The following is a 26674-nucleotide window of genomic DNA, read 5'->3' on the forward strand; positions in this document are numbered from 1 at the left end:
TGAAAGATCTGGTATCTGAGGAGGTAATGAAATGGGTTCCTATATCATTTCATCTTTTCAATCCTATAGAAAAAATTTGTCGTCTTTTCTGACAAGCATATTCGCATAAAGCGGTACCAAAGCACACAAGCGCTTGTTGAGCCACCTCAGAAACCCATTTCAAGATTATTTTAACTTTATGATGGATAATGTACCATATAGGCTATATGCCAATTGCATCCTTGTGAAAGGATATGCGAGAAGTACAATTTGTGACTTGCAGCGTAATCAGGTGTATCCAATCCCTAACATCTTATGTGAAATTTTGCAAGACCCGAACTTTAGCACAATTGAGGACGTTAGGACTTATTATGGAGAAGAGCATTGCGAGGTAATAAATGAGTATTTCTCATTTTTAGTAGAGCAAGAATTGATTTTTTTACTAAGTCGCCCAAATCCTTTCCGGCGTTGTCTTTGCAATGGCATAACCCGTCCTGCATTACAAATGCCATTCTTGATATCAGGCTTCCAGTTGCCTATGACGTAAAAAAGGTATTATGTCAGTTAGATGAGTTGGGGTGCAGAAAAATTGAAATTCGTTCTTATGAATGTTTGAATCCAATCATTTTTTCTGACCTGTTAAATGCGACTACTGAATCTGTTTTCAACTCTATCGGCATTGTTACTCGATTTGCCCCCGATGTTTCTGAACAAGCATGGCAACAGCTTTGTGATCACCATCCCAGGATCACTTCTATCATCTTACACGATAGCCCTGATTCAAAAGAAATTACCTCTAACATGTTACTGACGCCGATCAAATTTGTCGGTATGCAGATTAGTGGTGCTCATTGTTGCGGCGTTATTCACCCGGATTATTTCACATCTTTGATGGAACCGGTTTCTGAGGCGCATCATTACAACAGTTGTTTAAACCGTAAGATAGGAATTGACCTGGAAGGGAATATCAAAAATTGTCCATCAATGACTCAAAGTTTTGGACACGTCAGCAATATTACTTTGGCCGAAATTGTGCACCAATTAGATTTTCAGCGAGTCTGGCACATTGCCAAAGATGAAGTAGATATATGTCGTGATTGCGAGTTTCGGTATGTTTGTACTGATTGTCGTGCTTACCTGGAAAACCCCAAGATGATTTTAGCAAGCCACTCAAATGTGGTTACAACCCTTATACTGGAGAATGGGAAGAGTGGAGTGCCAATCCTTTAAAACAACAAGCTATTCGATACTATGGCATCGTTGAAATGCCCGGCTTATCCGCCAATCCTGGCCCTTCAAAGTCTTTGTAATTTTTGTTACTCCAAATTTATAATTAAGACTGTTAAACTTACCATTTGAACCGCCGGAGTTCTTTTGTTATATTGTAGGTGTTTCACGCTATAATTACAATGTTTCACGAATAATTTTTCGAATTTTTGTGCTGCGATGGTAATTTTTACCATGATAATGCTCAAAATAAACGAAAAGATCATTCTGCGTACCCCCAGATTTCCGGTAGATGGGTCGTTTAAAAATCATTGGCATACACTGAAACAGCTTATATCTGATGCGTCACCTGATTTCTATCAGGTCATAAAAGGCATGAGCTACGAGGATCTTTTAGCGGCAGATAGTAAAATCCACTTTTCAGCACAAAAGTATTTTAATAGAAGCTGTTACAGATGTACACCTTTTGGCGCTTTTGCGGCAGTAAGCTTAGCAACTGTGTGTGACAAGGAAAACCCGGTTTCAGTAAGTGAAGAGCTAGTGATCCATGCTTATCCTGATTGGTCAGAAAGTAAAAACATAGATGTAGCAAACGTTTATAGCCTAAGTGGCATTTGCCTTTTTACAAATAGTAGTTACTACGTTGTGCAGGACGAAATTAGATTTCTTCAACGCCGCGAAAGCGATCTACAACTTGCTGCGATAGATTACCAAAGGGATATAGAAATCATTTTACAGAACTGTGCCACGCCTATTACACCTGATCAATTACAGATTCGTCTATCCCAAACAGTAGATTCAAATTTGCTTGATGAACTGGTTCCTGCACTAATAGATATTCAACTGCTGCTTACTTCTCAGCATAGTAATATTATTGGGACGGATTATTTTCAGCGGATACGTCATGTAGCCCATCAACGGGAAAATAGTTACCTTATAGCTGAGCGGAAAATAATTGAGGGCGGTTTCAACAAGAAAATATTTTGTAACCTTCCCGACCTTGCAGGCATCTTGTCGCGCATAATGCCGGTTCACGAGCCGCCGGAGTTATCAAATTTTAAGAATGCATTTCTTCGTCGCTTTGAGCAAGCAGAAATACCGATCATGCTGGCTTTGGACCCGGAAATAGGAGTGGGCTACGGCGATCAGGAGCAGGCCATAGATGCTAGCCATCTTGAAACGCTGGTTGGTCTTACCCCGGAAAAAGTAGTGGACATTAACGCTCCATTAAAAGAGCAGCTTTTTAGAAAGCTACTGGAACACGTCGGTAGCTATGTAATAGACATCGAAGCGCTGAAAGCTGATATAGGCGGCATCCAAGACTTACCCAACAGTATTGCCGCTACCTGTACAGTGACTGACGATTTACTATGGCTTGATATGATCGGAGGTGCTAGTGCAACAAGTATGTCCGGCCGGTTTGCGCTCGCTGTCCCAGAGATTGAAAACTATTGCCACAAAATTGCCGCTGACGAACAGGCAGCCAATCCAAACGTGCTATTTTTTGACGTGGGCTACAGTAAAGAAGGTAAGGTTGATAATGTGAACCGACGCCCGGTGATTTATGACCTTCAGCTTAATATTCTGAATTACGATACATCACCTCAACCGCTTTCTCTTACAGATATTTATGTGTCTGTGCAAATGGATAAAGTAGTTTTGCGGTCCCGGTCACTTAATAAGCGGCTTTTGCCTAGGATGGCAAGTGCTTACAACTATCGCCGCTCCGATCTCTCAGTGTTCCGGCTCTTCATGGATATACAGAATCAGGGCATACAAACAAACCTCACATTTAAGTTACCCAATTTTCTGAACGGCCTGCAGTTCTATCCACGTATTCAGTATAAGAATATTATCGTTTCTCCTGCGACCTGGCGCTTACCGGTGAAGGAGCTGCGGGCTTTAGATAAAGGAGAACGAACCTATTTTCTTCAATCCTGGCTTTCTCTTCGGGTTCAAACCACGCATATTAAAACTGGTAAAGGAGATCAAACACTTTGCCTCGAGATAAACGCGATGGACGACCTCGGAATATTAGTCAATACTTGCTTAAAAGAAACTGATGTACTAGTCGAGGAGACAACACTTCCAAAAAAGGGTATTGTTCAGGATACAAATGGTGCCGTGTATTTACCGCAAGTAGTGGTAACCCTGCAACATCAAGAACGAATAGTTGCACCACTTACAATAGTCCAGGAACGATTCCCGGCTATAGCAAAAAGCCGCGTACTGTCTTTGGGAAATGAATGGCTGTATTTTCAGATTTTCTGCCCAGTATATCGTTCGGATCAGATATTGGACAAGGCGGGTTATATAGACCGCACGCGACAATATTTACATAAGTGGTTCTTTATACGCTATGATGAAGGAGGTCCGCATATCAGGTTACGGCTAAACGTAAAAAATACCTCCGTTTCGTCCGACCTAATCAATGCGTTGAGCCATGTACTACAAGCGGAATTGGAAAGTGGCATTGTTGCGGACATGAAGCTCTGTATTTACCGACCGGAAGTGCACCGCTACTATCCTGAGCAAATGGAAAACGTTGAATCGCATTTTCATGTTGACAGCGAATTTGCCATTAGTGCGATAGGAGAGATGTTATCAAGTAACGTGCGCTACAGGCTTTGTGTGGATCTATATCATAGTGTTGAAAGCAGCGGTGCTATTGAAAGCGTAGCCTTAGACCACATGGTGTCAAAAATGGCGGAGAATTACAATAAGGAGCATTACGTAAAAGGAGAGCAGTTTAAGGCTATCAACAACGATTTTAGATCTTTTAGACAGGAGCCATCTCCCTCGCTCAGCCTAATAAGTACTTCCTCTCATAAACAATTGAAACAATCGCTTATCGATACTTTATTCAGTTACCCAGCATTAATAAGGCCAAAAATACTAGCTGATCTTCTACATATGCATATTAACCGGCTTTTCATTAGCCAACAGAGAACACATGAGATGGTCTTTTACAATTTCTTGGTATTGGAACAAAAAAGTAAAAAATACCAATTTAACCCACAAACAATTATGAGTTGAACGAGATCAAATGTTCGAAACTCATAAAACTCCCTATACCTCTAAAATTAAATGTACGATGATTGAAAAACTAATGCTACCGTTATTAGGCTGTCTCATGCTGTTAAAGTTAAATGCGCAAACAACACTTGTTGCAGGAGATATTGCTTTTACTGGTGTCAATTCGGCTTCAAACACCACCAACGATTTTGTAAATACACCTCAAAGCGAAAGTAACCGTGAATTTTGCTTCATATTATTGAAGCAGGTAACCGCCGGTACTACTATCTTTTTACGGATTTTGGATGGCGGACAGATGCCCAGGCTTTTCAAAGCGCCAATCCTGGTGGTTGCACCACTCCTTCAGGCGCTTTAACCGACGGCGTGGTTAGATGGCAAGCAAATAGTACGCTGCCATATGGAACTCAAATAGTTGTTCGTTGCGTGACAAGTCCTAAATCCAATGTTGGTACTGCTGCCGGAACTCAAGCGACATTTAACTCCGGCACTAACTATATTACGCTGGCGTCTCCTGGTGAATCTGTTTTTGCTTTCACCGGTAGCTTAGCTGTTCCTACACTTCTTGGTGGAATCTGCGCTAGCCCAAGCGGCTGGGTGACCACACTTAACAACTGTGACCTTTCTCCCACGGCATCGTCTCTTCCCAACGTACTAAACAACTCCCTGAATGGAAACAGGAATTATGCTTTTGCAGTGCTGCCTCCCAATGGCTCAGGTTATTGTATGCGCTTAAAATCTACAGTAAGAATCAGTACTGATCCTGCTGTCGCCAGGGCAACTATTTACACCGCGTCCAACTGGGAGACAAACAGCGCCTCTACAGCCTACTCACTGCCTTCAAACAGCGGTAACGTTGTACTTCCGGTGACCTTTGACGAAATTAGCGCGGTTGCCAAATACAACAGGCTGTCTGTGCAATGGAAGACAACTTCAGAAACGAATTGCAAAGAATATGCTGTAGAGGCTTCTTCAGATGGCAATGACTGGATCAGTATAGGCACTCTGTCATCAAAAGCTACCAACGGAAATTCTTCCATCCCCTTGTCTTATAAACTCGAAATTGATCTTTCTCAAATCACTTTTTCTGTTGTGGGACTGGCAACGTTGCTGATATTAGTAAGAAGCAGAAGAAAAAACTATAGCATTTTGTTTTTGGCAGTGACGGGTATAGCAATTTTTGTAGGGTGCAATAAAGATAATGGTCGCGAAACGCTTACCACCTCGTCGAAGATATTCATTCGTGTTGCTCAGCAAGATATTGACGGGAAGATAAATTATTCAAAAATCATCCAGGCGGTTCTCGAATAATATTACACGAGTATTGCTTTTTATTAAAGCAAGAAACAGTACAACAATATCATGCTCTGTTCAGTAAGAACATTGCACTATTGTTGGTTGCTATCTAACTATGTTAATAATATCTTAGAAATTTTTAAAGCATTGCACAAGCCAATAATTTTATTGCACCAAACGTGTGGCTTATGCAACCCTATACTTATACGATCTTGCCCGTGTCCGCCAGCTTGTGCGATTGGGTGGAATCTATTTTTATTATAGATGTCGATCTAAAGAGTTTATCACTTCCTGCGATCCTAAAATATCCATGGTCAGTAACTACTCGAATTTACTTTGTAATCGGTGGCGGGCATCTAATGGTAAAGCAAAACGAGGCTTCAGATTTTAGGGTTTATCCTGAAAATTTCGTGGTTGGCCCACGATTGGAAAATAATATCATAGACCTGGGACCTTATCGCCGGGTGGCGGGTATTACATTCAAACCTGGCGGGCTTTATAGGCTACTTGGGATACCTATGCAAGAGTTTGCTAAAGAAATAGATTTAAACCTGGTTCTCAAAGAAACAAGAGAGCTATCGGAGCAGCTGTTACTCGCGCAAAATGATCAGGAGGTATTTTGTAAAATAGAAAAGTTCTTAATGGGGCGACTGCCGGATATCAGGCCGATGACCCCTTTGATAAAGCTGTTGAAATGCTGGCGGCTAGCAACGGAAACCTACCCATCAGTAAGGTTGCAGCGTTTGCATCCTTAAGCATAAGGCAATTCGAAAGGAAGGCAAAAGTTAGTTTGGGCGTGTCACCTAAACTGTACTCGAGAGTTCTAAGATTTACAAATGCATGGCTCTATAGAGAAGCTCATCCAGATATTTCCTGGTATAAAATCACACATGAATTTGGATATGCCGACCAGATGCATTTGGTGGATGACTTCAAAATTTTTTGCGGCACTACACCAACAGGAATCAGTGATCAGGTCGCAGCTAAGATGCTTACAGGCATTGAAGGAAGATTAAAAGTACAGGTTTGTTAGAGAAAAGGTAAAGTATTGGGTGTCGCATTTTATCTAGGTTAGCCATACAGGGCAAGCTATCTTTACATAAGTCTTTCGGGTATTAACCCAAACCCTATGCAAGTGGGCGGTACCCTTGGCAGCCACGCTGTTCCTAAAGGGCAGCCTTTTTGCTTAGAAGTTTAAATATGAGCTATAGACATATCTTGTATCGCCCACGTGCCAGTACAAAGTAGCATAATCACAACAAAGAGAATGTTGTAGACGGCTCTGTATGCTCTAACACAAATCCTAATCCCTATAAGACTGGACAATGGTCGATGAAGATTTGGCACCGTCCTTGTCTACCTGATCGATTCTTACAAAGACTTTCTCTGCCGTTTCTAGAGTAGCGTCTGACTTATCCTTTACGCATGAAAAATGTATTATTGCAAATACAAAAATAAGCGGCGTGGCGATCCAGCGCCGATTCCGTCGATTGGTAACGATCAACAGAATGCTAAGAATAAGTACAGCGCTGATAGAAGCTAAGCCCATTTTACCATTTAGATCTATAGATGAAACACTGAAGCTATATTCAAGCTTTGCTGAGGAATTACCATCAGGAGCTTGAGACGGCAGTTGTCCCACAGAGGTAAAATGTTTGCCATCTGCAGAGACCATAACTTCGAAATGGTCAACATTTTTTTCTGAAAGTGTTTGCCAGTTTATCTCAAGGGCAGAACTGTTCAGCCGGGCTGAAACAGACCCGAAAGTAACGGGTAGTGTTCCGTCGGGTGTAAATTCAAATTGAATTTGTGGAATGTTCGAGGCTACCTGACCAGCCGGTGGGACCGCGGGATCGACATTGAAAAAATCCGTGCTGTAGTACAAGCCGCGGCCGTAGCCAGGAGTAGTTGTTGGTGTGTAACCTTGCCAATATTGCCACTGGACGTTTCCCATAGGTCTGTTTTCATCGACTGCAATCACAATGTTGTCTGTTCCATTCCAATGAAATGGAGTGTCCAACGTCAGCTCCACCCAGGAATTTGCCTGGCTTACGTCAATTAACGGTAGTGACATTTGAAATACTTTATTCATCGTATTTAGAGGTCTCCAATCAGTCTGCAAAACAAAACTGTCAACCGTCGTGTTTCCCATGTATACGGTCCAGTAATCCCATGTGCCGCAAGGGGTAATATTAACTGTTTTGTATCGGATTTTTGAGATGGTCCCAGCAGTAGTGGCGCCCGCGGTGATCATTTCACCGCGGGTGTAGATAGCTTGGGTGTAGGAATAGAAAGCGTCAGAATTGAGCGGTATAGCATTGTTCCATAATGTGCCTGAGCCAATTTGTATGTTAATCTGGCCTTCTGCTACTACAGAGAATGCTAGTTGAAATAATAAAAGTAATGGTATGATGCTATTGAGCAACTTTTTCATATTGAGTGCGGTTTTCGATTTAGAGGACGACAAAAATACAACTTGAAAATATAAGTCGATTGAAATTACATAGTTTTCTAATATAAGGAAGCCAGGGGTCAGGAGGCAGTGCTTATAGCATGAGACAATTCGAAAGAAATGTAATAGTTAGCTTGAGAGTATCGCCTAACCTGTATTCGAGAGTTTAAAGATTTACAAATGCATGGCTCCGTAGAGAAGCGCATCCAGATATTTCCTGGTATAGAATCACGCATGAGTTTGGTTATGCCGACCAGATGCACCTGGTGGATGACTTCAAATTTTTTACGGTACTACACGATCAGATCGCTGCCAAGATGCTTACAGGCATTGAAGGAAGATTAAAAGTACAGGTTTGTTAGAGAAAAGGTAAAATATTGGGTGTCGCCTTTTATCTAGGTTAGCCATACAGGGCAAGCTACCTTTACATAAGTCTTTCGGGTATTAAAATTAACCCAAACCCAATGCAAGTCGATGGCACCCCCGAAGATCAGGCTGTTCCCAAAGGGCAGCCTTTTTGCTTAGTCATTGACACCGCATTACAAAATCTTCAACACCCATTGTGGCAAGCGTTCAACAGTGAGCCATGCGTTATCGTCATCGAAATGATCTTGGCAACTCTCTTCCTAAATTCCCCACGCCAATGAAGTCATTTCTGTTTCCAGGGCTTATATCCTTTGTAGGTTAAACCCATCTGCTTTTTCATAAACGAGTGGATACTGCTCAAATACAACATTACTTTTGTCCAGGCCAAAATTCACATCCTCTTTTACGCCGAGTAGCTTTAAGTTATAATAGGACTTAAGGAGCAGGTTTTTCCAGTAAGGAAGCGTATTGTCATAAGATAAAAATGAACTTGCGACGATAAACCGGTAATCGCCGATATCTTTTGCATCATACTTTTTTCCTCGGCCTTTTCATAACTAAGTTCCCCACTATCAATCAGGGCAGTGGCTATTTTTCTGAAAAACAGGTCAACTTTGGGTTCGACCCTGAATCCTATGTGCAAAACGACGTGATACACGTCGTTTTCAGACAGTGTATGCACTTCATAATTCAGGGAATACGGCTCATCAGTAACATGCACATGAAAGAACCAATACACATCAGCTCTTTTAGCAGGGCTTTTAAAAATAGAATTAAGCGTTCGTTTCTCGATACTACCGGGACGGTTAATGGATGTCAGATAAATAAGGTTAGTCGCATAACTTTTGATTGCAGTATTTGAAGCAAGATCCTTTATTTTCTGTATTACAATCGGTGTAATGTCAGTCGCAGCTATCAGCTGCCCCTGCATCCGTTTTCCACGGTACCATACCAGCATTGTTGCGGATAAAACAGCTCCAACTACCAGCATAATCCAGCCTCCTTCATGTAGCTTTTGCAGATTGGCGACAAGGAACGAAATTTCAACGGTAAGAAATACAGAGGTAATGATACCGATAAACACGTAGGATACTCTTCGTATCCTGAGATAAAGTGCTATCAGGAATGTGGTGATAAGCATCGTAAGGGTAACAGACAGACCAAAAGCAGCTTCCATATTTTTCGACTCCCTAAAGTGTAGCACCATAAGAATACAGGCCGTCATCAGGAACCAGTTGAAGAACGGAATATACATTTGGCCCTTGATCGTCCCCGGAAATACAACTCTGTTCCGTGGCCAAAAACCTAACCGGATCGCCTCATTGACAAGGGTAAAGCAGCCACTGATAAGCGCCTGGCTTGCAATTACTGTTGCCATCGAAGCCAGGATGACCGAGGGAATATAAATGACCTCAGGAATTATGTTATAAAAAGGACTCAGGTCATTGGCCTTTCCTTCATGTATTAACCATGCAGTTTGGCCGGCGTAGGACAGCACCAGGCAGATCTTAATATAGATCCAACTCACGCGTATATTATTCCTGCCAACATGCCCCATGTCGCTATACAAAGCCTCTGCACCGGTAGTACACAGGAAAATACCGCCCAGCAACCAAAATCCGGAAGGGAAATGAGCCAGGAGCTCGTAGGCATAATATAGGTTGATAGCCCTAAAAACAGAAAGATCGCTCATGACCGCCAGAATTCCTATTGTACCGATAAATGTGAACCAAATCAGCATAATCGGGCCAAAGAACTTGCCGATTTTTTGAGTTCCGAGCTGTTGCAACACGAAAAGAAGGATAATAATCGCGATAACGATAGGCACTGTATTGAGGCCCGGATCGAATTTCTGAAGCCCTTCGATGGCCGAGGCAACAGATATGGGCGGTGTAATGATCCCATCGGCGATAAGAAAGGCGCCTCCTAAAATTGCTGGAATAATCAGCCATCTTCCAAAATATCTCCTGATCAGCGTGTACAATGAAAAAATACCTCCCTCGCCGTTGTTATCTGCCTGAAGTGTGATCAGGATGTATTTGAGGGTTGTTTGTAGCGTTAGGGTCCAGATAATACAACTAAGAATACCCAATGCTTTGGTTTCGGAAACAATTTCTCCTGAGTGAAAAAGCGCATTTAAAGTATATAAGGGAGACGTCCCGATATCTCCAAATACAATCCCTGTAGCAATCAGTACACCCCCAAGCTTAATTTGCCGGTGAAATGTTCCGGAATTTGTAGTGTGGCTCAAAATAACGATTACAGTTTAGCTGATTTAAATAAATTGACGAACCTCATCTGTCAGGATACAGATTCTTGATGAAAGTAATGATATTTTTAATTTCAAAAATATATCTGCAGATTTTGTTTTTACGGCGGCTGACACTTTCAGGTCAAACTGTACATTAAAATTACATTTGTCATAAGTTGTTGATTTTGAATATAAACAACTTTAGGTTGTCAAATAGCAACCATAAGTAGTGTAATAACAACTATAACGGTTGGAACTTTTGACGGTTCGGTAAAAGGAGCAAATACCTTTGCTGTATCGAACATTAATGAACACAAAACAAAGAGTATGGACATTAAACTATTAGGCGGTAAAATTGCCAAGGCACGAAAAGAGAAAAGTATGTCACAGGCACAACTTGCTCAACTTCTGTTCATCAGCCCTCAGGCCGTTGGCAAGTGGGAGCGCGGAGAATCCATTCCTGATATCGTTACGATCCATCAACTTGCAGAAATTCTGGAAGTTGATCTTAACTATTTTTCAGAAAATTTTAAGTCCGCGCACGAACACACCAGGTTTAAGAGTGCAGATACGAACGTTGAAGACGACGAGCTTGTGGAACCAGGGAGCGATGACTTGCCGCGCTCGCAAGACAGGCAATTACTGACAAACTTTAATGGAAGTAACCTGGCAGATACCGACTTTGCGGGTGTAATTGCACATAACAGCAAATTTAAGGGAAGTGCGTTGCGTGGTTCCGATTTTACGGGAGCAGACCTTACGGGCAGCTCCTTTATGGGCAGCGATGTGCGGGAGGCTAACTTTGATGGAACAAACCTGACAGACTGCAGCCTTGCAGTCATTGATCTGACCGGGGCAAGTTTTAATAAAACCGTTCTTATACGCACAGAGCTCAGCAAATCGGTGCTGGCCGATGCAAAGTTCAGGGATGTAAAGCTGATAGACGTAAAGCTGAACATGATCGATCTAAGGAAAACCACCTTTGAGAATTGCATTTTCGATGGCGTGGATTTTACCTATTCCGACCTGCGGGGACAGCACCTTGACGGGCTGATTTTTACCAATGTTAAGTTTAACAAGGCTGCATTAAATGACGTTACGTTTAAGGGCGCCACACTCACAAATGTGTCCTTTCGCCCGCAGTTTGCGCTCACCAACAAATACTACAAAGCCATCAAAACTATTTGTTTTGACGAGGCCAAGATGGATAAGCTGACCTATGCCGCGCTTAAAGGTATTGGGGCTGACTTATCAAAGGTTACCACTATATAAATACAAATAACATGCAAAACACAATTCAGGTGATAGGGCTTAAAAAGTCCTACAGGGACCTCCATGTCCTAAAGGGCGTAGACCTCGAAGTAGCAAGGGGAAGCATTTTTGCCCTGCTGGGTTCTAACGGAGCCGGAAAAACAACCGTTGTCAAAATTCTTACTACACTATTGCAACAGGATAGTGGCACTGCTACTGTAAACGGGTTCGATGTTGTGTTGCAACCCAGCCAGGTGCGGCAGTCAATCAGCCTTACGGGACAATTTGCGGCGGTGGACGATATTTTGACGGGACGGGAGAATATTGTTATGATTGCCAGGCTGCGGCATATCAAACATCCGCACCAGGTCGCAGATGATTTGCTGAGACGTCTTGGTTTAACAGCCGCTGCCAATCGTCGGGCGGCAACCTACTCCGGAGGGATGCGCCGCCGGTTAGACATTGCAATGAGCCTGGTTGGAGAATCACCGGTTATCTTTCTTGATGAGCCTACTACAGGACTTGACCCGGAGGCACGTATAGAAGTCTGGAATATTATCAAAGAGCTTGCTGCCAGCGGCACTACGGTATTTCTGACTACCCAGTACCTGGAAGAGGCTGAACAGCTCGCGAATCAAATTGCCATTCTTCACGAAGCCGGATTATCGTAAACGGCACACTGGCGGCGTTGAAAAGCCTGTTTCCTCCGGCAACTATTGAGTACATCGAAAAGCAGCCGACGCTGGAAGAGATATTTCTATCAATCACAAGTAAAAAAACGAGGATAATTAATATGGAAACGATACAATCAAGAATCCACTTGTTCAAGGATATGAGCGTAATGCTCGGGCGGTCTATGCGCCATGTATCCCGCAGTATAGATACCATCATAACAGTCACTATCATGCCCATTGCTATGATGTTGTTGTTTGTGTATGTATTGGGCGGCGCCATTCAGGCCGGCACCGATAATTATGTGGATTACCTACTGCCGGGGATACTGCTCATCGCTGTTGCAAATAGTGTCGGCTATACCTCTTTCCGCCTGTTTACCGATGTACAGCGAGGTATTTTTGAGCGGTTTAACTCAATGCCGGTTGCACGCTCGGCTGCGTTATGGGGACATGTGCTCACCTCGCTGCTATCAAATGTCATTTCCCTGTTGGTGATCATCCTTGTAGCGCTTATCATGGGTTTTCGTCCAACTGCGGGAATATTGTCCTGGTTGGCGGTATTGGGTATACTTATGCTGTTTACACTTGCCCTTACCTGGATTGCTGCCATTGCCGGTTTGGCGGCAAAAACAGTCGATGGCGCGAGTGTCATTGCATACCCTATCCACTTCCTTCCCTTAATAAGTTCCGCTTTTGTCCCAACGGCATCAATGCCATCAGGTGTTCGCGCCTTTGCAGAAAACCAGCCGGTAACCCCGATCGTGGAAGCTGTACGGGCGCTACTTTTTAGTAAGCCTGTTGGCAGTGATATATGGGTGGCACTGGCATGGTGCATTGCTATTATGGTTGTTGCTTATGTTTTTGCCATGATCGTATACAAAAGGAAAGCTTAGATCTGAGCACCGATCCCAAATGTTCCTGACATGTCGTAAGAGCAAGGGATAGGATTCTTTTTGTCTAGCTTTATGGGTTTAATCTCTAAATATCGGTAACATACATCCTGTTTCAGATCAGCATGTAAGTACATTTCCGCATTATATGATGGCACCAAACGCTACGATATCGTGGTACGATATCTACCGCAATTCCGCAACAATATTGACGAAATCAAAAAGCTATTGGTGCCTTCGTCAAGCGGGGCTTTGGTACCCATGGAACAGCTGGCCGATATCGGATTTGTTGAAGGGCAAACCAACATTTATCGGTATAATAATAAACGAATGGTAACTGTAAGAACCAATATCAGGGGCAGAGACCAAGGTGGCTTTGTAAAAGAGCTGCAACAAAAAATTAGCGGTGGTATAGTGATCCCCAAAGGGTATGAATTGGTATATGGCGGCCAGTATGAAAACCTGGAACGGGCAGGAAAACAATTAGCGTTAACCATTCCGTTAACGTTGGTAATGGTTATTGTGTTTCTTTTTATGCTTTACAAGAATTTCAGTCATACATTAATAACAACAAGCTGTGTGTTGTTTGCGTTGGCTGGAGGGATAATAGCTTTACTTATTCGCGGTTATTACTTTAATGTTTCAGCAGGTGTTGGCTTTGTATCCATTTTCGGCATTTCAGTAATGGCAGGCGTATTGCTCGTCTCCGCCCTCAATCGGTCAATAGGCAATCAGCAGCCAGGTATGCAACTGATCAATAAAATTTCCAAAGAACAACTCAGGGCAATCCTTTCTATTTTGGTGCTCGCCATTTCGGGACTTATCCCTGCTGCAATTTCAAAAGGGATCGGCTCGGATGTGCAAAGACCTTTGGCGACCGTTATTATAGGCGGCTTAACAAGCACCTTACTTTTTACACCTATACTGATGCCACCCTTGTATTGGTGGGCAAGTAAGAAGGAGAAGTAAATAAGCCAACTTCTATTTTGGAGGAGCTTTACGAGGATATTCGGAATTGGAGTAAAATGATTTATTTGTATTTTTGTAACGACAAAAGCTTACTTAATCCGATTTATTCGACGTTAGAAAAAAGGGGACCAAAAAGGGGACCAATGAGTTTTTAAGAGAACTAATTTGTTGATTTACTTATAATAATGAGAGTGATTTCGACTCCCAGCGGAATCACTCAAAAAGCGTATCAAAAGACGCGCTTTTTGAGTGCCTGATTTGTCATTCAGTGCGTTACCGGATTACTTTTATAACTTTCGAATAAGACTTTCCTCCATCCATATCTACCTGTACAATGCGTATAAACAGGTTATCTGCCTGGGTATCTAAATGGTGATCATTTTTTTACTGCATGCTGCGATCACCATTACCATTATTGTTAATGAAGCTAAAACCCACTGGCGCTTGCTTCTCCTATTCTTTATAGCAAAACCGCTCATTAATAACAAAACCATAAAACCGGCAGACCAACCTACGGTAGTGATATCAATCTTATATTCCAGCATTTTATCTGAAATGCCGGCGTTAGATAAACTTTTCACCTCACCTATTTTAGCAAATGTTGTTCCGTTCACCGAACCCTCAATTTCGAAGTGGTCGTTATTTCGCTCAGAAAGCGTTTCCCATTTTATGGAGATTATTCCATTATGCAGCGACGCTGCTATAGTTCCAAAATTTACGGGAAGTACAATTGAGCAAGTGCCGGGTCCATCACCAGTAATCGTCCAATTTTTTGTGCTTAACAAAATATCACGGTAGCTGGCTGCATCAGCACTATAAGTTCTGCCGATTGCTCCCAGTGTTATATTGGAGGGAGTGCTGCTACTATTAGCCCATCCATACAGTGTACGGCTATAATTTTCACAATCCACCCCGCTGTTATTGAGCAGGTTGCCTAAGCTAATAGCGCTGGCAACGTTCCAGGTGCCCAAATTCTGGTTAAAAGCAGTTGCTCCCATGAACATGTTTATAATAGCTGATACATTACTTACATCCCAGTTATTCAACGGCTGGTTAAAGGATGAGGCATTGGCAAACATAGACTGCATATGGGTTACGTTGCTTACATCCCAATTATTTAACGGTTGGTTAAAGGATGAGGCAAAGGAGAACATGTTAGATAAATTGATGACATTGCTTACGTCCCAATTATTTAAGGGCTGATTAAAGGATGAGTTAGCGCTAAACATAGAAAACATGATGGTAACTTTGCTCACATTCCAATTATTCAACGGCTGATTAAAATTTGTTAGTTGGAACATGCTAGTCATGTTGGTAACATTACTCACATTCCAGCTGTTTATATTTTGGTTGAAAGAGGTAGCCTGGTAAAACAGATTTACCATGGAAGTTACTTTGCCTACATCCCAATTGTCTAAGGGTTGATTGAAAGCGGCAGCTTGAAAAAACATACCGCTCATATCGGTGACATTCCCAACGTTCCAGTTGTTTAGAGGTTGGTTAAAAACAACATCTCCCCGAAACATCTCACGCATATTGGTGACCTGGCTCACGTTCCATCCTGGCATGCCCGTGCCGATAAGCTTAGGCGCATTGCTAAATGTACCTAGCATACTAGTGACATTGGTAAGATTAGGAGCATCCGTAGCTGTAAGTGTCAGGTTAGTACAATTTTGAAATGATTGTTCAAAAGTGCTCCAGACAGCGGTACCCCACTGTTCTATATCCAGCAGCTTTCTGGCATCCCTGGTAGGGCTAGAGCCAAGCGGAAACTTCATCGTATGTAACGGAGTAGTTCCTGAAGGCGTCATGCGTAACCGATAGGTGCCCGGTGAAGGAAATGTAATTGTGATAGTACCATTGGCGCTCCCGCTTCCTGACGCCGCGGGTGTTCCAATTCTCTCCCATGTATAAGTGTATTCTCCTGTTGCCGGAACCTGTATACTACTGGAACCAGTAGTTCCGGGATTATCAGTTTGCCAAACGGTAACAAATGGTTGTTGAGCTTGCAATAGATTTGAGCTGCCTGTTGCCAACAAAAATGCACAAATTAAAACATACGATTTTAATAAAAATTTCACGGTAAAAATTTTAATGTAAATAAATATTAAGAGAGGGTTGATTGCGAAAACTTAATATATAAGCCGGAGGTAATAGCTCGTTAAGCAAGGTCTAAAAACATTCTGATTTGTTTTCGGGCATAGACCTGCAATAACCTATTAATATAGATATCTACCTGAGTTTATCGCGCACAGTTTATAGACACAATCCTGATACGGCTGATTAGTATTAACTACACTGGTTCTTTTGCTCCCGGATTAATATACTGAGGTAGGATGTATCAAGCCTGGGCAAAACTTTACAGTGTTCTGCTATATTCGAGTAACCGTTAAATAGTTTATAAAGTGATTCGTTTGGAGTTTAAACAGTTAATGTAACCAGAAAATGAATAGTTAACTATCTATCTACAAATCTATAGCACAATAAGAAAAATATATTTACCCTGAGTGCCAATCTTTTTCTTATTTGTGTCAGCAGGTAACTTTGCTGATAGGCCAATGGTATGCATGCCTTTCATTGGTATTGTGTAATTGTGTGATGGATAGAAGGGCGTCCTTTCTATAAAGTTGCTTTTACCATTGTTCTCTTATCCTATCACCCAGACCATAGCGGGCATGTTCAGTAGGATGAAGTAGAATTTGGATAAAGCGTATATATGAATAGGCTGGTACCTAAAACAATATTTATATAAGCTTTTTTGATCAAGGGATTGCTTTCGAAAAAGAACAGCCCCTGCTTTTAAAAAGACAAGGGGCTATGTGCTTTAGCTTTTTGTTCATTACTCACCCTCAACAAAATCCTGTTTTTGCGATTTTCGGGTTCTTACCGGAGTGCCATCCATCTTTACGATTTTCGGTGTAAAGCGTCCAACTATATCCACCAGGGATTTTTGGCCTTTCATCACTTCTTCAATATTCTTGTAAGCGAATGGCGCTTCGTCCAGGCCACCACCTAACAAGGTTACATTGTGTTTTAACAGTTCATCTCTCAGCTGTTTTTCGGTAATGCTTTGCATGGCTTTGGTACGGCTCAATTTTCTACCAGCGCCGTGGGAGGCTGAGTATATAGATGCCGCCTCGCCTTTACCTTTTACAATAAAACCAGGCGCCGTCATGCTACCGGGTATGATACCCAGCACATTTTTACCCGCAGGTGTTGCGCCTTTACGATGTACAATAACTTCTTTACCGTTGAGTATTTCTTTCCAGGCAAAATTGTGATGGTTTTCTACCATTTTCAGTGGCTTTCGGCCTAGTTGCTTTGCTATTTTATCATGAATAATATGATGACATGCCGAAGCATAATCACCTGCCAGGTTCATGGCCAGCCAGTATTCCTGCCCTTCTGCTTCCGCCATGTCCAGCCAGGCCAGGTTTTTAGCTTCCTGTGGTAAGCGTCTTTTGCTGATCGCTATTTTGGTATAGTGATTGGCGATATTCGCTCCCAGTCCTCTTGAGCCAGAGTGCGATAATAATCCCAGGTATTTACCTGCAGGTAACTGAAGTATATCATCATTTTCGTCGATGCTCACTTCTCCAAATTCCACGAAATGGTTACCGCTACCACTGCTGCCTAATTGTTTCCAGGCGCGGCCGTGCATTTGTTTTAATAATGGCAATAAGCTAAATGCCTCATGGTCCATCACTTCATGATTGGCTGCTTGTTTAAACTGGGCGCCACTACCAAATAAAGTAGCTTCGTTGATCTCTCTTGCAAAGTAGTGTTCGCGTTGCACCAATTCCTGCGGATTAATATCAAAAATGCTCAGGCACATCCTGCAACCAATATCCACACCTACGCCATAAGGGATCACAGCATTCTCTGTTGCCAGTACACCACCAATAGGCAGTCCATAGCCGTGATGTGCGTCAGGCATTAATGCTCCGGCAACCGCAACAGGAAGTTTAGCAGCGGTATACATCTGGTGCATCGCGCCTTCTTCAATATGCTCCTGCCCGAAAATATTGAACTGTATGCCTGTCTGATTCAGCGAAATGCCCGCATTTTCTGATTCATCAGGTTGGGGTAATAATTGATGTGCAATAGCTCCTAAAATTTCATCCGTACCATAGTCCTGTGGAGAAGCAAGTACTTTACTTAAAACTTCCAGTGCAGTATCCTTACTTTCGTGTTTGTAGGCTCTTTGCATGATGTTCATTGCGATGGAAATAACAGGCCCCTCAGGATAACCTATATTTCTTAATTCCTTTCCGGTTAAGCTTAATTTGCTCATAAAATATTTTTTAAACAGGGTTAGATCCCTGCCTATTGATAATAATGTAAAATTGGAGTATAACTGTGCAATATTTCTGCACAGTAGAAAATTTTTTTGGCAGTATTAGCTGATGCCGCCGGTGTTGTTCGATATGTAATTATAGTACACGCATAGCGGAGGTTAATACCGCATATTGTATTAGGTAACCCTAAATCTTAAAACTTTTTGCGATTTGCCTAGTTATAATATGCTGTTCTGATTTCAATTAATAAGCTATTAATATAAAAAGATCAGGGGTCTCAGGCAACCCAGACTCTTCAAATAATCCCGGGAGTTTCATTTGAATAGTATCTGCCTGCTTTAAGAGCGCTTCATATTCAAAATCTCCCTGCTTTACAGCTAAAAGAAAGTCCCGATCTGGTCTGCGAACATTAATCCGTTGATCTGTTGCTATTTCTTCTGCCATCATCAGCAACCGGAAAACATGCATCATATTTTTGGCGTCATAATTTTTACCGTGTTGTTGGTTTTGGGTAAAGCGCGTTTCATTTCTTTTACCCACCCAGTCCCAATATTCTTTATATTTTTTACAATAAGCCGAATACCCGTCTTTATTAAAGTAGAGTAGTCCTGCAGGCGTTGCATGGATGTTGATGCTGCTTAATACAATATCATTAGCAATGTCTTTTTAAGAATGCCACTGTAGGAACCGCCAATGTCATAAAACATCTCATAGCAATCTCTTAAATGCGGCACATGGCGTAAACCGATATGCTCCTGCGCCCAGTTTCGGCGCTCTAAAAATACATGCAACGGGAGACTCTGATGATCGGCATATACATGACAAAAATCCAGCACAGATTTTCTTTGTAGTTCAAAGGGTTTGGCCATTTTCTTTTCCAGTCCCCATGCTTTTTTATTTGAGAAAAAGCATAGTTGGCGAAGGTTTGTTCGCAAAGCCTGGAAAGGAAAACAGAGGACTGTATCCTTTCCATTAAGGGATGCCTGTATAAGATACAATCATCGGGTAAGGCTAATAGCTCCAGTATATTTGGGTTGTTTTTAGCTAAAAGTTCTATAAACCGTTTTAATTCAAAATAGACGATGTCGTTTGTTTCATTGGATACCTGCGGTATATAGTCTAATGAGTAAAACAGGTCTTTGGGTAATATGAAAACACCCTTTATGTCGGTGTCGGAAGAAGCCGTATCGAGCCCGTAGGCCCGGCTTCCCACGATGCCTTCAAAAATAAGCCAGCCATTTTCTTTAACTGTTTCTATGGTGATGGTCTGCATATACTGTTTTTAAAAAATAATCATTTAAAGTATCCATGCCCGGTTTATTGATCTTCAGAGAAGCTTTCGCAGATTCCAGCCGGGTAAAAGCATCTGCAATCCATTCCTTCAGGTTGTGGTTCCAGCGGTGCCTGTAGCTTTCGGGTTGGGTACTTTTCACTGTTATAAGTTCTCTTATAGATGAATTTATATCTTCCTGGTTGTACTTCATCAATCCTGCTATATCCATAGGCAGTACACTATTATCATGTATGATCCAGTTACAGGATAATAGAGAGCGTAACAAATAAAACAAGGCCTTTAATTTACAGTCAGGCTGTTCTTTTATTTCTGCCCAAAACTTCATCGCTAAAGAATGGTGATGAAAAAGACCGCTATCGGGTTATAGTATCCTGCTATCAGTTGTTTAAAATCAGCTTTGAAACCGGGCGCTTCCCAGTATACAATGGGCGACTGAAAGCGCTCTATCAAAGGCACGTTTGACCTGTTAAGCAGCAACAAACTCTTTTTCAGATCCCATCCGGTTGCATCCAGATCTCCGTCCATTATCTCAATGCTATCTTTATGTTTATTGAGAGATAGATACCAGCTGGTATCGTGCCGGTATATAAACCGTACGTCGTAGTCGCTGTCGGGAGAAGGGAATCCCCAGGCCCGGCTACCCGTTTCGCAGGCATATAACAGCTGTATATTTTTAATTGCTGCTATCTCTTTTAATTTTTTCTGTATGTCTTTCATAAAATAAAGGTGAGCTATATCTGTGCAATAGTTTTGCACAGGTTTATTTTTTTTAATGAATAGTTCTGGACTTGATATTGATCTGGATGCACAAATAAAAAATAATAGAAAAACATCCGATACTGTTGCATCGGATGTTACGCTATTTCTGAGCTACAAAAATCTGCTTTAGTTGCTCCAGCAAAGCTCCATTGCCGTTTACACTGATATTGCTGATCTTATCGGCAATTTTTTCAACGTATTCCAGTTCTTTCAGTTTCCACAATATTGCATTTTCTTCCATCAACTTTGCTGTGTTCAGCAGGCTCCTGGTGCTGGCGGTTTCTTCCCTCCTGGTAATGGTATTGGCCTGTGCTTTCTTCTCGGCTACCAGTACCTGGTTCATGATCTCCTTCACATCTCCGGGCAGGATAATATCCCTGATGCCGAAGCTTAGCACTTCAACGCCCAGCGCGGATGCTTGTTGCGCAACAGCGTTCATTACAAAAGCGCTGATGGTATCTTTCTTTTCGAGCAGCTCATCAAAGCCATAACCAGAAACATATTCGCGCAATGCCAGCTGTAGCGCTATATACAGCTGTTTGTCATAGTCTTTGTTTTGCAGGACGGCTTTCTCGATATCTACCACCCTGAACTGCGCCCAGGCATTAATACGCAAAGCTGCTTTGTCTCTTGTAAGAATTTCCTGCCCGTTGATCTCAATTTGCTGTTGCCGGGTATCTACTCTGGCAATAAATACGGCAGTGGCATTTTTCCACCAGTAATAAATACCGCTCTCAAGCATACTATTGTACTTGCCGTCCACAAATAATACCGCTTTTTCAAAGTTTTCGACTGTTACCGTCCTTACAAAAGGGGCAAGTAGTGAGTGCTGCAACAGGCTCTTATCAACCGTATCCGGAAGATCTAAAGCTGCGGTATTCACTTTTATAAAGCTATAGTTAATGGCAATTGTTTTCCAGAAAGCATACTCGCCGGCTTTCAGAACAGCTTTCAATAAACCGTTCTCAAATTGCAATACCAGTTCCTGATCGTTTACTGTAAATACCTCCAGCATTGCCGCCAGTTCACTATCCTGTATCAAAAGGTTTAATGCGATAGGGGACGTGAAAGCACCTTGCTTATTGTAGATGGTGACGGTTTCATTCCATAGCCAATAAGAACCCTCTGTGATCAGGCGTTGGTACACGCCGTTCCTGAACACAAGGCCGGTTTGGTAGGCGTTTATTTTTACCCTTTTCATAATATATATTGTTTTTGGTTTTAAAAATTACTAATCAGTAGGCATTCCGGGCGGCAACCGACCGCGGCGGAGAAAAGTGAGCTGACATGTCAGATCATCTGGTTTTCAAAGCCCTATAACAGGAGTATTGTTACAGGACCATTGAAAAAGCACATGCCTTTCAGGGGCAGGTCATCTTATCTGCAGGCTTTGGCACGGTGGTGGCATTAAATTCTGATTGGAAAAATAGCCTCCGGCCGCCCGGCGCTTTACTGAACGCATTTATTAAGCAGTGCGTGCCGCTGGTTTCCAGATTTTCAGTCTGATGTTCTACCGTTGAACAATCCGAGCATATCGGAGCGGGATTCGAACCCGCATAAAGTCTGTTGCTCTACCCGGCTGAGCTATTTCGCGTATGAGACGAAAAGGGGATTCGAACCCCTGACCCACAGGTCCTGGTGCTAAGCTTCGCGTATCCATAACAGCATACAAAACGTTACTACGCCTGCACTGTGCTGCCTGCTATACAGCTACCTGGTTTATGTACACCGGAGCTATAGCTGGTTTTGCCTTGCGGCAATATGTTGATCAAAGAACTTTTTCTGTTTTGCTAAACAAAGATTTGTACAGTTCTGTGCAATCATTTTGCATAGTAAAAATTATTTTATATTTTTCTTGAAAAAAATATGCCCGTTAATAGAAATGCTTTGATCCGTTACCGAACGATCGATAAATGCCTGCAGAATCGCCGTCGTAAATGGACCATCGAAAACCTGATGGATGCCTGCTCTGATGCGTTATATGAATACGAAGGCATTGATAAGCCAATTAGTTTACGCACCATACGTATGGACCTTAACGCGATGCGAAGTGATAAACTAGGATACAATGCCCCGATTGTCGTGACCGATAAAAAGTATTACACATATGAAGATCCGGACTATGCTATTACCGACATTCCGCTTACCGCACAGGATCTTGGTGTGTTACAGGAAATATCCCAATTGCTCCGCCAGTTCAAGGGGTTCAGCCATTTTAATGAAATGAATGAGATGCTTTTTAAACTGGAAGACAAGATCTACAGCGAGCATCACGATCAGCATGCTGTTATCGATTTCGAAAAAATGAACAACTCACTGGTATCGACTGGCTGGACCCGCTGCATAAAGCGATCCAGAATAAACAAACATTAAAGCTCACCTATCAATCCTTCAAAGCCCGGCAGGCGGCAGATATAATACTCTATCCCTATTTGTTAAAAGAGTATCGTAACCGCTGGTTCCTGCTGGCCATGAACCGGAAAGGCAAGGAGATTGCCACTTTTGCCTTAGACAGGATGCAGGCCGTTACGGTACTACCTGATGAGCCTTATCGTTTGCATCGTAGCTTTCATCCACAGGACTACTTTAAAGATATTGTTGGCGTAACCCGCAACATAGGAGACAGCCCGGTAGAAATTTTGTTTTTGGCCAATACCGTTCAGGCGCCTTATATTCAAACCAAGCCTATTCATCCCTCTCAAACCATTGTGGAGCAAACCAGTGCAGGAACTACCTTCTGCATTACCGTTATTCCCAATTTTGAACTGGAGCGCGAGTTAATCGGCTTCGGCGAAGGCCTTACCGTTCTTGCTCCGCGTTTTTTGTTCAGCGGATCAAACGCAAAGTAAGATTGCTGTACGACAACTATTTTGGAGAAGTCAACGAATGACCGGCTGGCTAGATCAAAATGCCACGAATGCACAAATACACTGGAAAAACATTAACAATCATAATAAAAGAATCCTCATCTGGGTTATCTAAATTATTAAATAGATGATTGCCGCAAAGATTTGAAAAAGCTCCGACCTTGTCGTTGGAAAGCAGTTTAAAAATCACATTCGTGCATTCGTGGCTCTTAATCAACGCCGCGTTGTCATATCTTTAATTATGCTGTTGATCCACTCATTCTAAACCCAATGATCTTTTTTCTTCGACTGGCTCCGTAACAATATGCTGATTGGCGATCTCTGCAATGGTCATAGGTTCATTGATCAATGTATCAAACCCCAGGTGCTTGCTTAATGCCTGCGCCTTATTTATGCCCAACTTGCTAAATTCGTATTGAGCGATCAGTCTTCCTTTTCGTAGCAGCGCATTATCGATCATGGTCAAAGCGCTGTTAAACGTACAAATAAGCTGAACATTGAGGAAATCAGCCAATAGCCCGTCAGATATATTCAATAGATTGGATACGGAAGAGCTGCTGCTGTATTTTCTATCCATAATAATATTTTCTGCGTCCTCTATTATTAGCACTGAGTTGGGATTGTCGATCAATAGCTCTATAAAATCGGGATTCATCAGGTTGCCTGCAACTCCGGGAGATAAAAACAATACCCTTTTTTCAGCTTTCCAACCAGGTTGCGGAGATAGGTCGTCTTCCCCGTTCCGGGCAATCCGTGTAATAAAACAATGCCCTTGTCATTCTTGTTTCTTAATCTTTTTTGGATTAAAGCATCTGTTTCTAAAAAATCCTGCTCGTAGAACAAATTCAGATCCAGCCGCGACCTCTTTATTTCCATGCCTTTTAATTCGAGTCCCCTGTTGTTGGCTACTACCAAATTAATTTCAAGTGGTTGCCTGCGTTGTTTCTGCTTGTTAACAGAAGCCAGCATAGAAAAGCGGTGAACCATTTCCGACTGTTTGCCATTGTCGTATACATAGGCATAGTCTTCATCCAGCTCTATAATACATTGGTTTTTACAAACGATAATCTTCCGGTCATGAGTAAAGTTTTTTTCTGTGTATTAAAGTCGCTTTTTTCAAAAACATAAGCAATTTCGTGCTGCCATTCCTTGCTTATCTGGTCAAATAATTTTTCACCGTTGATGTTGTTGAAATAGTATTGATTAGGTATGATGCCATAAAGCTGTGTGTACAGCGCAGGCACTTCCACATAATAGTTGTTAAAGATGACTCCTGTATTCAGTATCCTGTTATCGAAAATATTTTCCATTTTATTGTACAATTTTATTGGCGCAACTGGTGCTGGCAAACGCATTTGGTTTTGCACGGAATGTAAAACCCTGTCCTGCTATATAGCCCATTGCTTCCTTTAACGCATCATTGCTTTTAAAGGCCGGATCGGTATTGATGTCGGCATGTACTTCTAACGCTGTGTTGAACGCCGTGAACACGTCACACAGATCAAAAGCAGTCTGCATACTTTTCATAACTTCAGATAGCATGCGTTCCTTAATGCTCATTTTGTAGCTGATCTTTTCAGAGCGAATGAACATGAATCCGCCTTTGCCTTTTCTTATAAATACAATTACAGTGGCAAAGTTGACCTCGGTCCCCTTAACCTGGCTGTCTGTACCTATACATACTTTTATTTCATGGCCGGCGGCTGTTTCCAGCGCCAGCCGGCTCCTCACAGCTTCTTTAATAGAAAGCTGCAATCTCGTTCCGTTTAACGTGCGCCATTGCTGTTTCATGTTTTTTAGTATTAAATCATTCCTGTTCGGATCATAGTTAACCATTCATGAGTAGAATGCTTTTGTATGAACCGGATGTATTGAACTTTGGGTTTCGGTTTCCATTCTTTGTACTTAAACCTGCCTTTTTCCAGCCTGACCAGGTAGGGGTATAGATGTCTTATTGTCATGTAACGATCGATCGAATCTACTTCAGCCTCCAATGCAGTGTCCAGCTTTCTTCGTTTATCGATTATATTAGGCTGAATGGTGAGCTGAAACCTCCAGGGTTCGGTAAATACATATAGCAGGTATTCTTTGCCATATTTATCTGTTATCCAATCTGCCCGGAAAAACTGCAGCTCATCCGGTAATAAATGCAGCTTTCGCAATTCCCAATCCCGAAATGTTTGCAAATGCTGGGGTTTAGGTACGAATATCTTTTTACCGTATTTTCTCCGCTTCACCGTAAATTCTTTTTTCCAACTATATTGTATCGTATTTACTTTGTCTAAGATGTTCTGAAAGAAGTCGCTTTTTTTCCTGTTCGAACATCGGCTCTTAATATGAAATATCTTTTCCATCCCTGCTGATAGGGAGGGTGAACCGGTTCCCAACCCAGGTTTCTTTTTTGTTCGTAAAGAGCGTTATGCTCCCTGCTTTTTTCAGCAGACGTTTATCAAAATCTGTTTTGCGCTTTCTTTTTTCGTTCGTTCGCTCTGAATTCTGTAGGAAAGAATTTCATCACCCCACTGTTTAATAAGTTTTGTGTCCATAATGCGTTTATAAGAATGTTGTGCATCATTGCGCTTTTATCGGCGCTGTCTTGTTTTGTCATTATGAACAGGTATTCTTTTTCATTGTCTTATTTTTTCCGGATTCCTTCCGGTTAGGCGGAGGGTGTAAGAATCGAACTTACCTGGGTGTTACCCCAACCTCGGCTTAGCAAGCCGGTGCAATACCGCTCTGCCAACCCTCCGTTTATTGTTATTAAATAATATAAGCAGCTATTGGCAGGAGATCGCATGGCCGCCGTATCCTGGGGCTCATGCTGATCGTTCTCTGCTTTTGTCACCTGGTGTTTTCATGTAGGTCGTCAACGGAGCTGTATTTCGGCCGGGTGTCTGCTGTCTTCATGTGAAGTGAGAAGTAGACAGGGTTTCATCTGATTTTTCTTTTCTGAGAATCATTTTTAAAATATGGTAGATTCCCATAACAATTATTAAGTACATCATAATGTTGAGTTTAAAATATAAAACCCGATCTGAAACAGACCGGGTTTTTTGCACTCAATGATA

27 protein-coding genes and 1 tRNA gene are annotated in these 26674 nt (G+C 42.1%); 12 read left to right on the forward strand and 16 right to left on the reverse strand.

Annotation, left to right across the window (positions count from 1 at the left end):
- Positions 1–408 precede the first annotated feature (408 nt).
- The 6 genes from gwsS to MKP07_RS42670 all read left to right on the forward strand — a co-directional run bounded on the left by gwsS (position 409) and on the right by MKP07_RS42670 (position 6568).
- Positions 409–1209 carry a grasp-with-spasm system SPASM domain peptide maturase gene (gene gwsS / locus MKP07_RS17480; protein WP_317236042.1) on the forward strand — a complete coding sequence of 267 codons (801 nt, stop codon included), beginning with the start codon at positions 409–411 and terminating at the stop codon, positions 1207–1209.
- 237 nt (positions 1210–1446) lie between these two features.
- On the forward strand, positions 1447–4242 hold the full coding sequence (locus MKP07_RS17485) for a lantibiotic dehydratase (protein WP_240848328.1): 2796 nt from the start codon (positions 1447–1449) through the stop codon (positions 4240–4242).
- 58 nt (positions 4243–4300) lie between these two features.
- Positions 4301–4597, forward strand: a complete 297-nt coding sequence (locus MKP07_RS17490) for a hypothetical protein (protein WP_240848329.1) — start codon at positions 4301–4303, stop codon at positions 4595–4597.
- A 68-nt stretch (positions 4598–4665) separates the two neighbouring features.
- Positions 4666–5550, forward strand: coding sequence for a hypothetical protein (locus tag MKP07_RS17495; protein ID WP_240848330.1), 885 nt, complete (start codon positions 4666–4668; stop codon positions 5548–5550).
- 173 nt (positions 5551–5723) lie between these two features.
- A complete protein-coding gene (locus tag MKP07_RS17500) occupies positions 5724–6290 on the forward strand; it encodes a DUF6597 domain-containing transcriptional factor (protein ID WP_240848331.1) in 567 nt (188 codons plus the stop codon).
- Positions 6230–6568 carry a helix-turn-helix domain-containing protein gene (locus MKP07_RS42670; RefSeq protein WP_394803580.1) on the forward strand — a complete coding sequence of 113 codons (339 nt, stop codon included), beginning with the start codon at positions 6230–6232 and terminating at the stop codon, positions 6566–6568. The genes MKP07_RS17500 and MKP07_RS42670 overlap by 61 nt, the downstream gene beginning before the upstream one ends.
- Positions 6569–6838: 270 nt before the next feature.
- Here the strand turns inward: MKP07_RS42670 and MKP07_RS17505 are convergent, their stop codons facing one another.
- Together MKP07_RS17505 and MKP07_RS17510 are read right to left on the reverse strand one after the other, a co-directional pair.
- Complete coding sequence (locus MKP07_RS17505; protein WP_240848332.1) at positions 6839–7969, reverse strand: hypothetical protein; 1131 nt, start codon at positions 7967–7969, stop codon at positions 6839–6841.
- An 802-nt stretch (positions 7970–8771) separates the two neighbouring features.
- Positions 8772–10604: a KUP/HAK/KT family potassium transporter gene (locus MKP07_RS17510; RefSeq protein WP_240848333.1), complete on the reverse strand. Its 1833-nt coding sequence runs from the start codon at positions 10602–10604 to the stop codon at positions 8772–8774.
- A gap of 327 nt (positions 10605–10931) precedes the next feature.
- On the opposite strand from MKP07_RS17510, the gene MKP07_RS17515 reads away from it, so the two are divergent.
- The 4 genes from MKP07_RS17515 (at position 10932) to MKP07_RS17530 (ending at position 14388) form a co-directional block, all read left to right on the forward strand.
- Positions 10932–11876, forward strand: a complete 945-nt coding sequence (locus tag MKP07_RS17515; protein ID WP_240848334.1) for a pentapeptide repeat-containing protein — start codon at positions 10932–10934, stop codon at positions 11874–11876.
- Between the two features lie 11 nt (positions 11877–11887).
- The gene (locus MKP07_RS17520) at positions 11888–12526 is read left to right on the forward strand and encodes an ABC transporter ATP-binding protein (RefSeq protein WP_317235847.1); all 639 of its coding nucleotides are present in this window, start codon (positions 11888–11890) and stop codon (positions 12524–12526) included.
- Positions 12527–12543: 17 nt separating this feature from the next.
- Positions 12544–13422: an ABC transporter permease gene (locus MKP07_RS17525; protein ID WP_317235848.1), complete on the forward strand. Its 879-nt coding sequence runs from the start codon at positions 12544–12546 to the stop codon at positions 13420–13422.
- Between the two features lie 132 nt (positions 13423–13554).
- The gene (locus tag MKP07_RS17530) at positions 13555–14388 is read left to right on the forward strand and encodes an efflux RND transporter permease subunit (protein WP_317236043.1); all 834 of its coding nucleotides are present in this window, start codon (positions 13555–13557) and stop codon (positions 14386–14388) included.
- Between the two features lie 365 nt (positions 14389–14753).
- Here MKP07_RS17530 and MKP07_RS17535 read toward each other — a convergent pair whose 3' ends face one another.
- From MKP07_RS17535 to MKP07_RS17560, 7 genes are all read right to left on the reverse strand, one after another.
- Positions 14754–16400, reverse strand: a complete 1647-nt coding sequence (locus MKP07_RS17535; RefSeq protein WP_240848336.1) for a BspA family leucine-rich repeat surface protein — start codon at positions 16398–16400, stop codon at positions 14754–14756.
- 827 nt (positions 16401–17227) lie between these two features.
- The gene (locus MKP07_RS17540; protein WP_240848337.1) at positions 17228–18682 is read right to left on the reverse strand and encodes an RtcB family protein; all 1455 of its coding nucleotides are present in this window, start codon (positions 18680–18682) and stop codon (positions 17228–17230) included.
- 247 nt (positions 18683–18929) lie between these two features.
- A complete protein-coding gene (locus tag MKP07_RS17545; protein ID WP_240848338.1) occupies positions 18930–19226 on the reverse strand; it encodes a nucleotidyltransferase domain-containing protein in 297 nt (98 codons plus the stop codon).
- A gap of 235 nt (positions 19227–19461) precedes the next feature.
- Complete coding sequence (locus MKP07_RS17550; protein WP_240848339.1) at positions 19462–19959, reverse strand: nucleotidyltransferase domain-containing protein; 498 nt, start codon at positions 19957–19959, stop codon at positions 19462–19464.
- The gene (locus MKP07_RS38875; protein WP_262919353.1) at positions 19931–20305 is read right to left on the reverse strand and encodes a nucleotidyltransferase domain-containing protein; all 375 of its coding nucleotides are present in this window, start codon (positions 20303–20305) and stop codon (positions 19931–19933) included. Before MKP07_RS38875 ends, MKP07_RS17550 begins: the two co-directional genes overlap by 29 nt.
- Positions 20306–20307: 2 nt before the next feature.
- Complete coding sequence (locus MKP07_RS38880; protein WP_317235849.1) at positions 20308–20736, reverse strand: nucleotidyltransferase domain-containing protein; 429 nt, start codon at positions 20734–20736, stop codon at positions 20308–20310.
- A 103-nt stretch (positions 20737–20839) separates the two neighbouring features.
- Positions 20840–21940: a slipin family protein gene (locus MKP07_RS17560; RefSeq protein WP_240848340.1), complete on the reverse strand. Its 1101-nt coding sequence runs from the start codon at positions 21938–21940 to the stop codon at positions 20840–20842.
- 665 nt (positions 21941–22605) lie between these two features.
- On the opposite strand from MKP07_RS17560, the gene MKP07_RS17565 reads away from it, so the two are divergent.
- Positions 22606–23112, forward strand: coding sequence for a hypothetical protein (locus MKP07_RS17565; RefSeq protein ID WP_240848341.1), 507 nt, complete (start codon positions 22606–22608; stop codon positions 23110–23112).
- Positions 23091–23588 carry a helix-turn-helix transcriptional regulator gene (locus MKP07_RS17570; protein WP_240850911.1) on the forward strand — a complete coding sequence of 166 codons (498 nt, stop codon included), beginning with the start codon at positions 23091–23093 and terminating at the stop codon, positions 23586–23588. The genes MKP07_RS17565 and MKP07_RS17570 overlap by 22 nt, the downstream gene beginning before the upstream one ends.
- A gap of 274 nt (positions 23589–23862) precedes the next feature.
- Here the strand turns inward: MKP07_RS17570 and MKP07_RS17575 are convergent, their stop codons facing one another.
- The 7 genes from MKP07_RS17575 to MKP07_RS17605 all read right to left on the reverse strand — a co-directional run bounded on the left by MKP07_RS17575 (position 23863) and on the right by MKP07_RS17605 (position 26355).
- A complete protein-coding gene (locus tag MKP07_RS17575) occupies positions 23863–24294 on the reverse strand; it encodes an AAA family ATPase (RefSeq protein WP_240848342.1) in 432 nt (143 codons plus the stop codon).
- Complete coding sequence (locus MKP07_RS17580) at positions 24261–24593, reverse strand: ATP-binding protein (RefSeq protein WP_240848343.1); 333 nt, start codon at positions 24591–24593, stop codon at positions 24261–24263. Before MKP07_RS17580 ends, MKP07_RS17575 begins: the two co-directional genes overlap by 34 nt.
- Before the next feature lie 50 nt (positions 24594–24643).
- Positions 24644–24916 (reverse strand): hypothetical protein, encoded by a 273-nt coding sequence (locus MKP07_RS17585; protein ID WP_240848344.1) that lies wholly within the window; start codon positions 24914–24916, stop codon positions 24644–24646.
- Position 24917: 1 nt separating this feature from the next.
- The gene (locus MKP07_RS17590; RefSeq protein WP_240848345.1) at positions 24918–25397 is read right to left on the reverse strand and encodes a ribonuclease H-like YkuK family protein; all 480 of its coding nucleotides are present in this window, start codon (positions 25395–25397) and stop codon (positions 24918–24920) included.
- An 11-nt stretch (positions 25398–25408) separates the two neighbouring features.
- Entirely contained in the window at positions 25409–25960 is a 552-nt protein-coding gene (locus tag MKP07_RS17595) for a hypothetical protein (protein WP_240848346.1), read from the reverse strand.
- A gap of 95 nt (positions 25961–26055) precedes the next feature.
- Positions 26056–26214, reverse strand: coding sequence for a hypothetical protein (locus MKP07_RS17600; RefSeq protein WP_240848347.1), 159 nt, complete (start codon positions 26212–26214; stop codon positions 26056–26058).
- 56 nt (positions 26215–26270) lie between these two features.
- Positions 26271–26355 (reverse strand) — tRNA-Ser (locus MKP07_RS17605).
- Between the last annotated feature and the right edge of the window lie 319 nt (positions 26356–26674).

The sequence above is a fragment of the Paraniabella hibiscisoli genome (assembly GCF_022512515.1).
GTDB lineage: Bacteria > Bacteroidota > Bacteroidia > Chitinophagales > Chitinophagaceae > Niabella > Niabella hibiscisoli.

What these genes read in the sequence shown, in the direction of transcription:
- MKP07_RS17485 (WP_240848328.1), top strand. Translation starts at nt 1,447, where the DNA reads ATGCTCAAAATAAACGAAAAGATCATTCTGCGTACCCCCAGATTTCCG.
- MKP07_RS17490 (WP_240848329.1), top strand. Translation starts at nt 4,301, where the DNA reads ATGATTGAAAAACTAATGCTACCGTTATTAGGCTGTCTCATGCTGTTA.
- MKP07_RS17500 (WP_240848331.1), top strand. Translation starts at nt 5,724, where the DNA reads ATGCAACCCTATACTTATACGATCTTGCCCGTGTCCGCCAGCTTGTGC.
- MKP07_RS42670 (WP_394803580.1), top strand. Translation starts at nt 6,230, where the DNA reads ATGCTGGCGGCTAGCAACGGAAACCTACCCATCAGTAAGGTTGCAGCG.
- MKP07_RS17505 (WP_240848332.1), bottom strand. Translation starts at nt 7,969, where the DNA reads ATGAAAAAGTTGCTCAATAGCATCATACCATTACTTTTATTATTTCAA.
- MKP07_RS17515 (WP_240848334.1), top strand. Translation starts at nt 10,932, where the DNA reads ATGGACATTAAACTATTAGGCGGTAAAATTGCCAAGGCACGAAAAGAG.
- MKP07_RS17520 (WP_317235847.1), top strand. Translation starts at nt 11,888, where the DNA reads ATGCAAAACACAATTCAGGTGATAGGGCTTAAAAAGTCCTACAGGGAC.
- MKP07_RS17540 (WP_240848337.1), bottom strand. Translation starts at nt 18,682, where the DNA reads ATGAGCAAATTAAGCTTAACCGGAAAGGAATTAAGAAATATAGGTTAT.
- MKP07_RS17550 (WP_240848339.1), bottom strand. Translation starts at nt 19,959, where the DNA reads ATGCAGACCATCACCATAGAAACAGTTAAAGAAAATGGCTGGCTTATT.
- MKP07_RS38875 (WP_262919353.1), bottom strand. Translation starts at nt 20,305, where the DNA reads ATGAAGTTTTGGGCAGAAATAAAAGAACAGCCTGACTGTAAATTAAAG.
- MKP07_RS17560 (WP_240848340.1), bottom strand. Translation starts at nt 21,940, where the DNA reads ATGAAAAGGGTAAAAATAAACGCCTACCAAACCGGCCTTGTGTTCAGG.
- MKP07_RS17565 (WP_240848341.1), top strand. Translation starts at nt 22,606, where the DNA reads ATGCCCGTTAATAGAAATGCTTTGATCCGTTACCGAACGATCGATAAA.
- MKP07_RS17580 (WP_240848343.1), bottom strand. Translation starts at nt 24,593, where the DNA reads ATGGTTCACCGCTTTTCTATGCTGGCTTCTGTTAACAAGCAGAAACAA.
- MKP07_RS17585 (WP_240848344.1), bottom strand. Translation starts at nt 24,916, where the DNA reads ATGGAAAATATTTTCGATAACAGGATACTGAATACAGGAGTCATCTTT.
- MKP07_RS17590 (WP_240848345.1), bottom strand. Translation starts at nt 25,397, where the DNA reads ATGAAACAGCAATGGCGCACGTTAAACGGAACGAGATTGCAGCTTTCT.
- MKP07_RS17595 (WP_240848346.1), bottom strand. Translation starts at nt 25,960, where the DNA reads ATGGAAAAGATATTTCATATTAAGAGCCGATGTTCGAACAGGAAAAAA.
- MKP07_RS17600 (WP_240848347.1), bottom strand. Translation starts at nt 26,214, where the DNA reads ATGACAAAACAAGACAGCGCCGATAAAAGCGCAATGATGCACAACATT.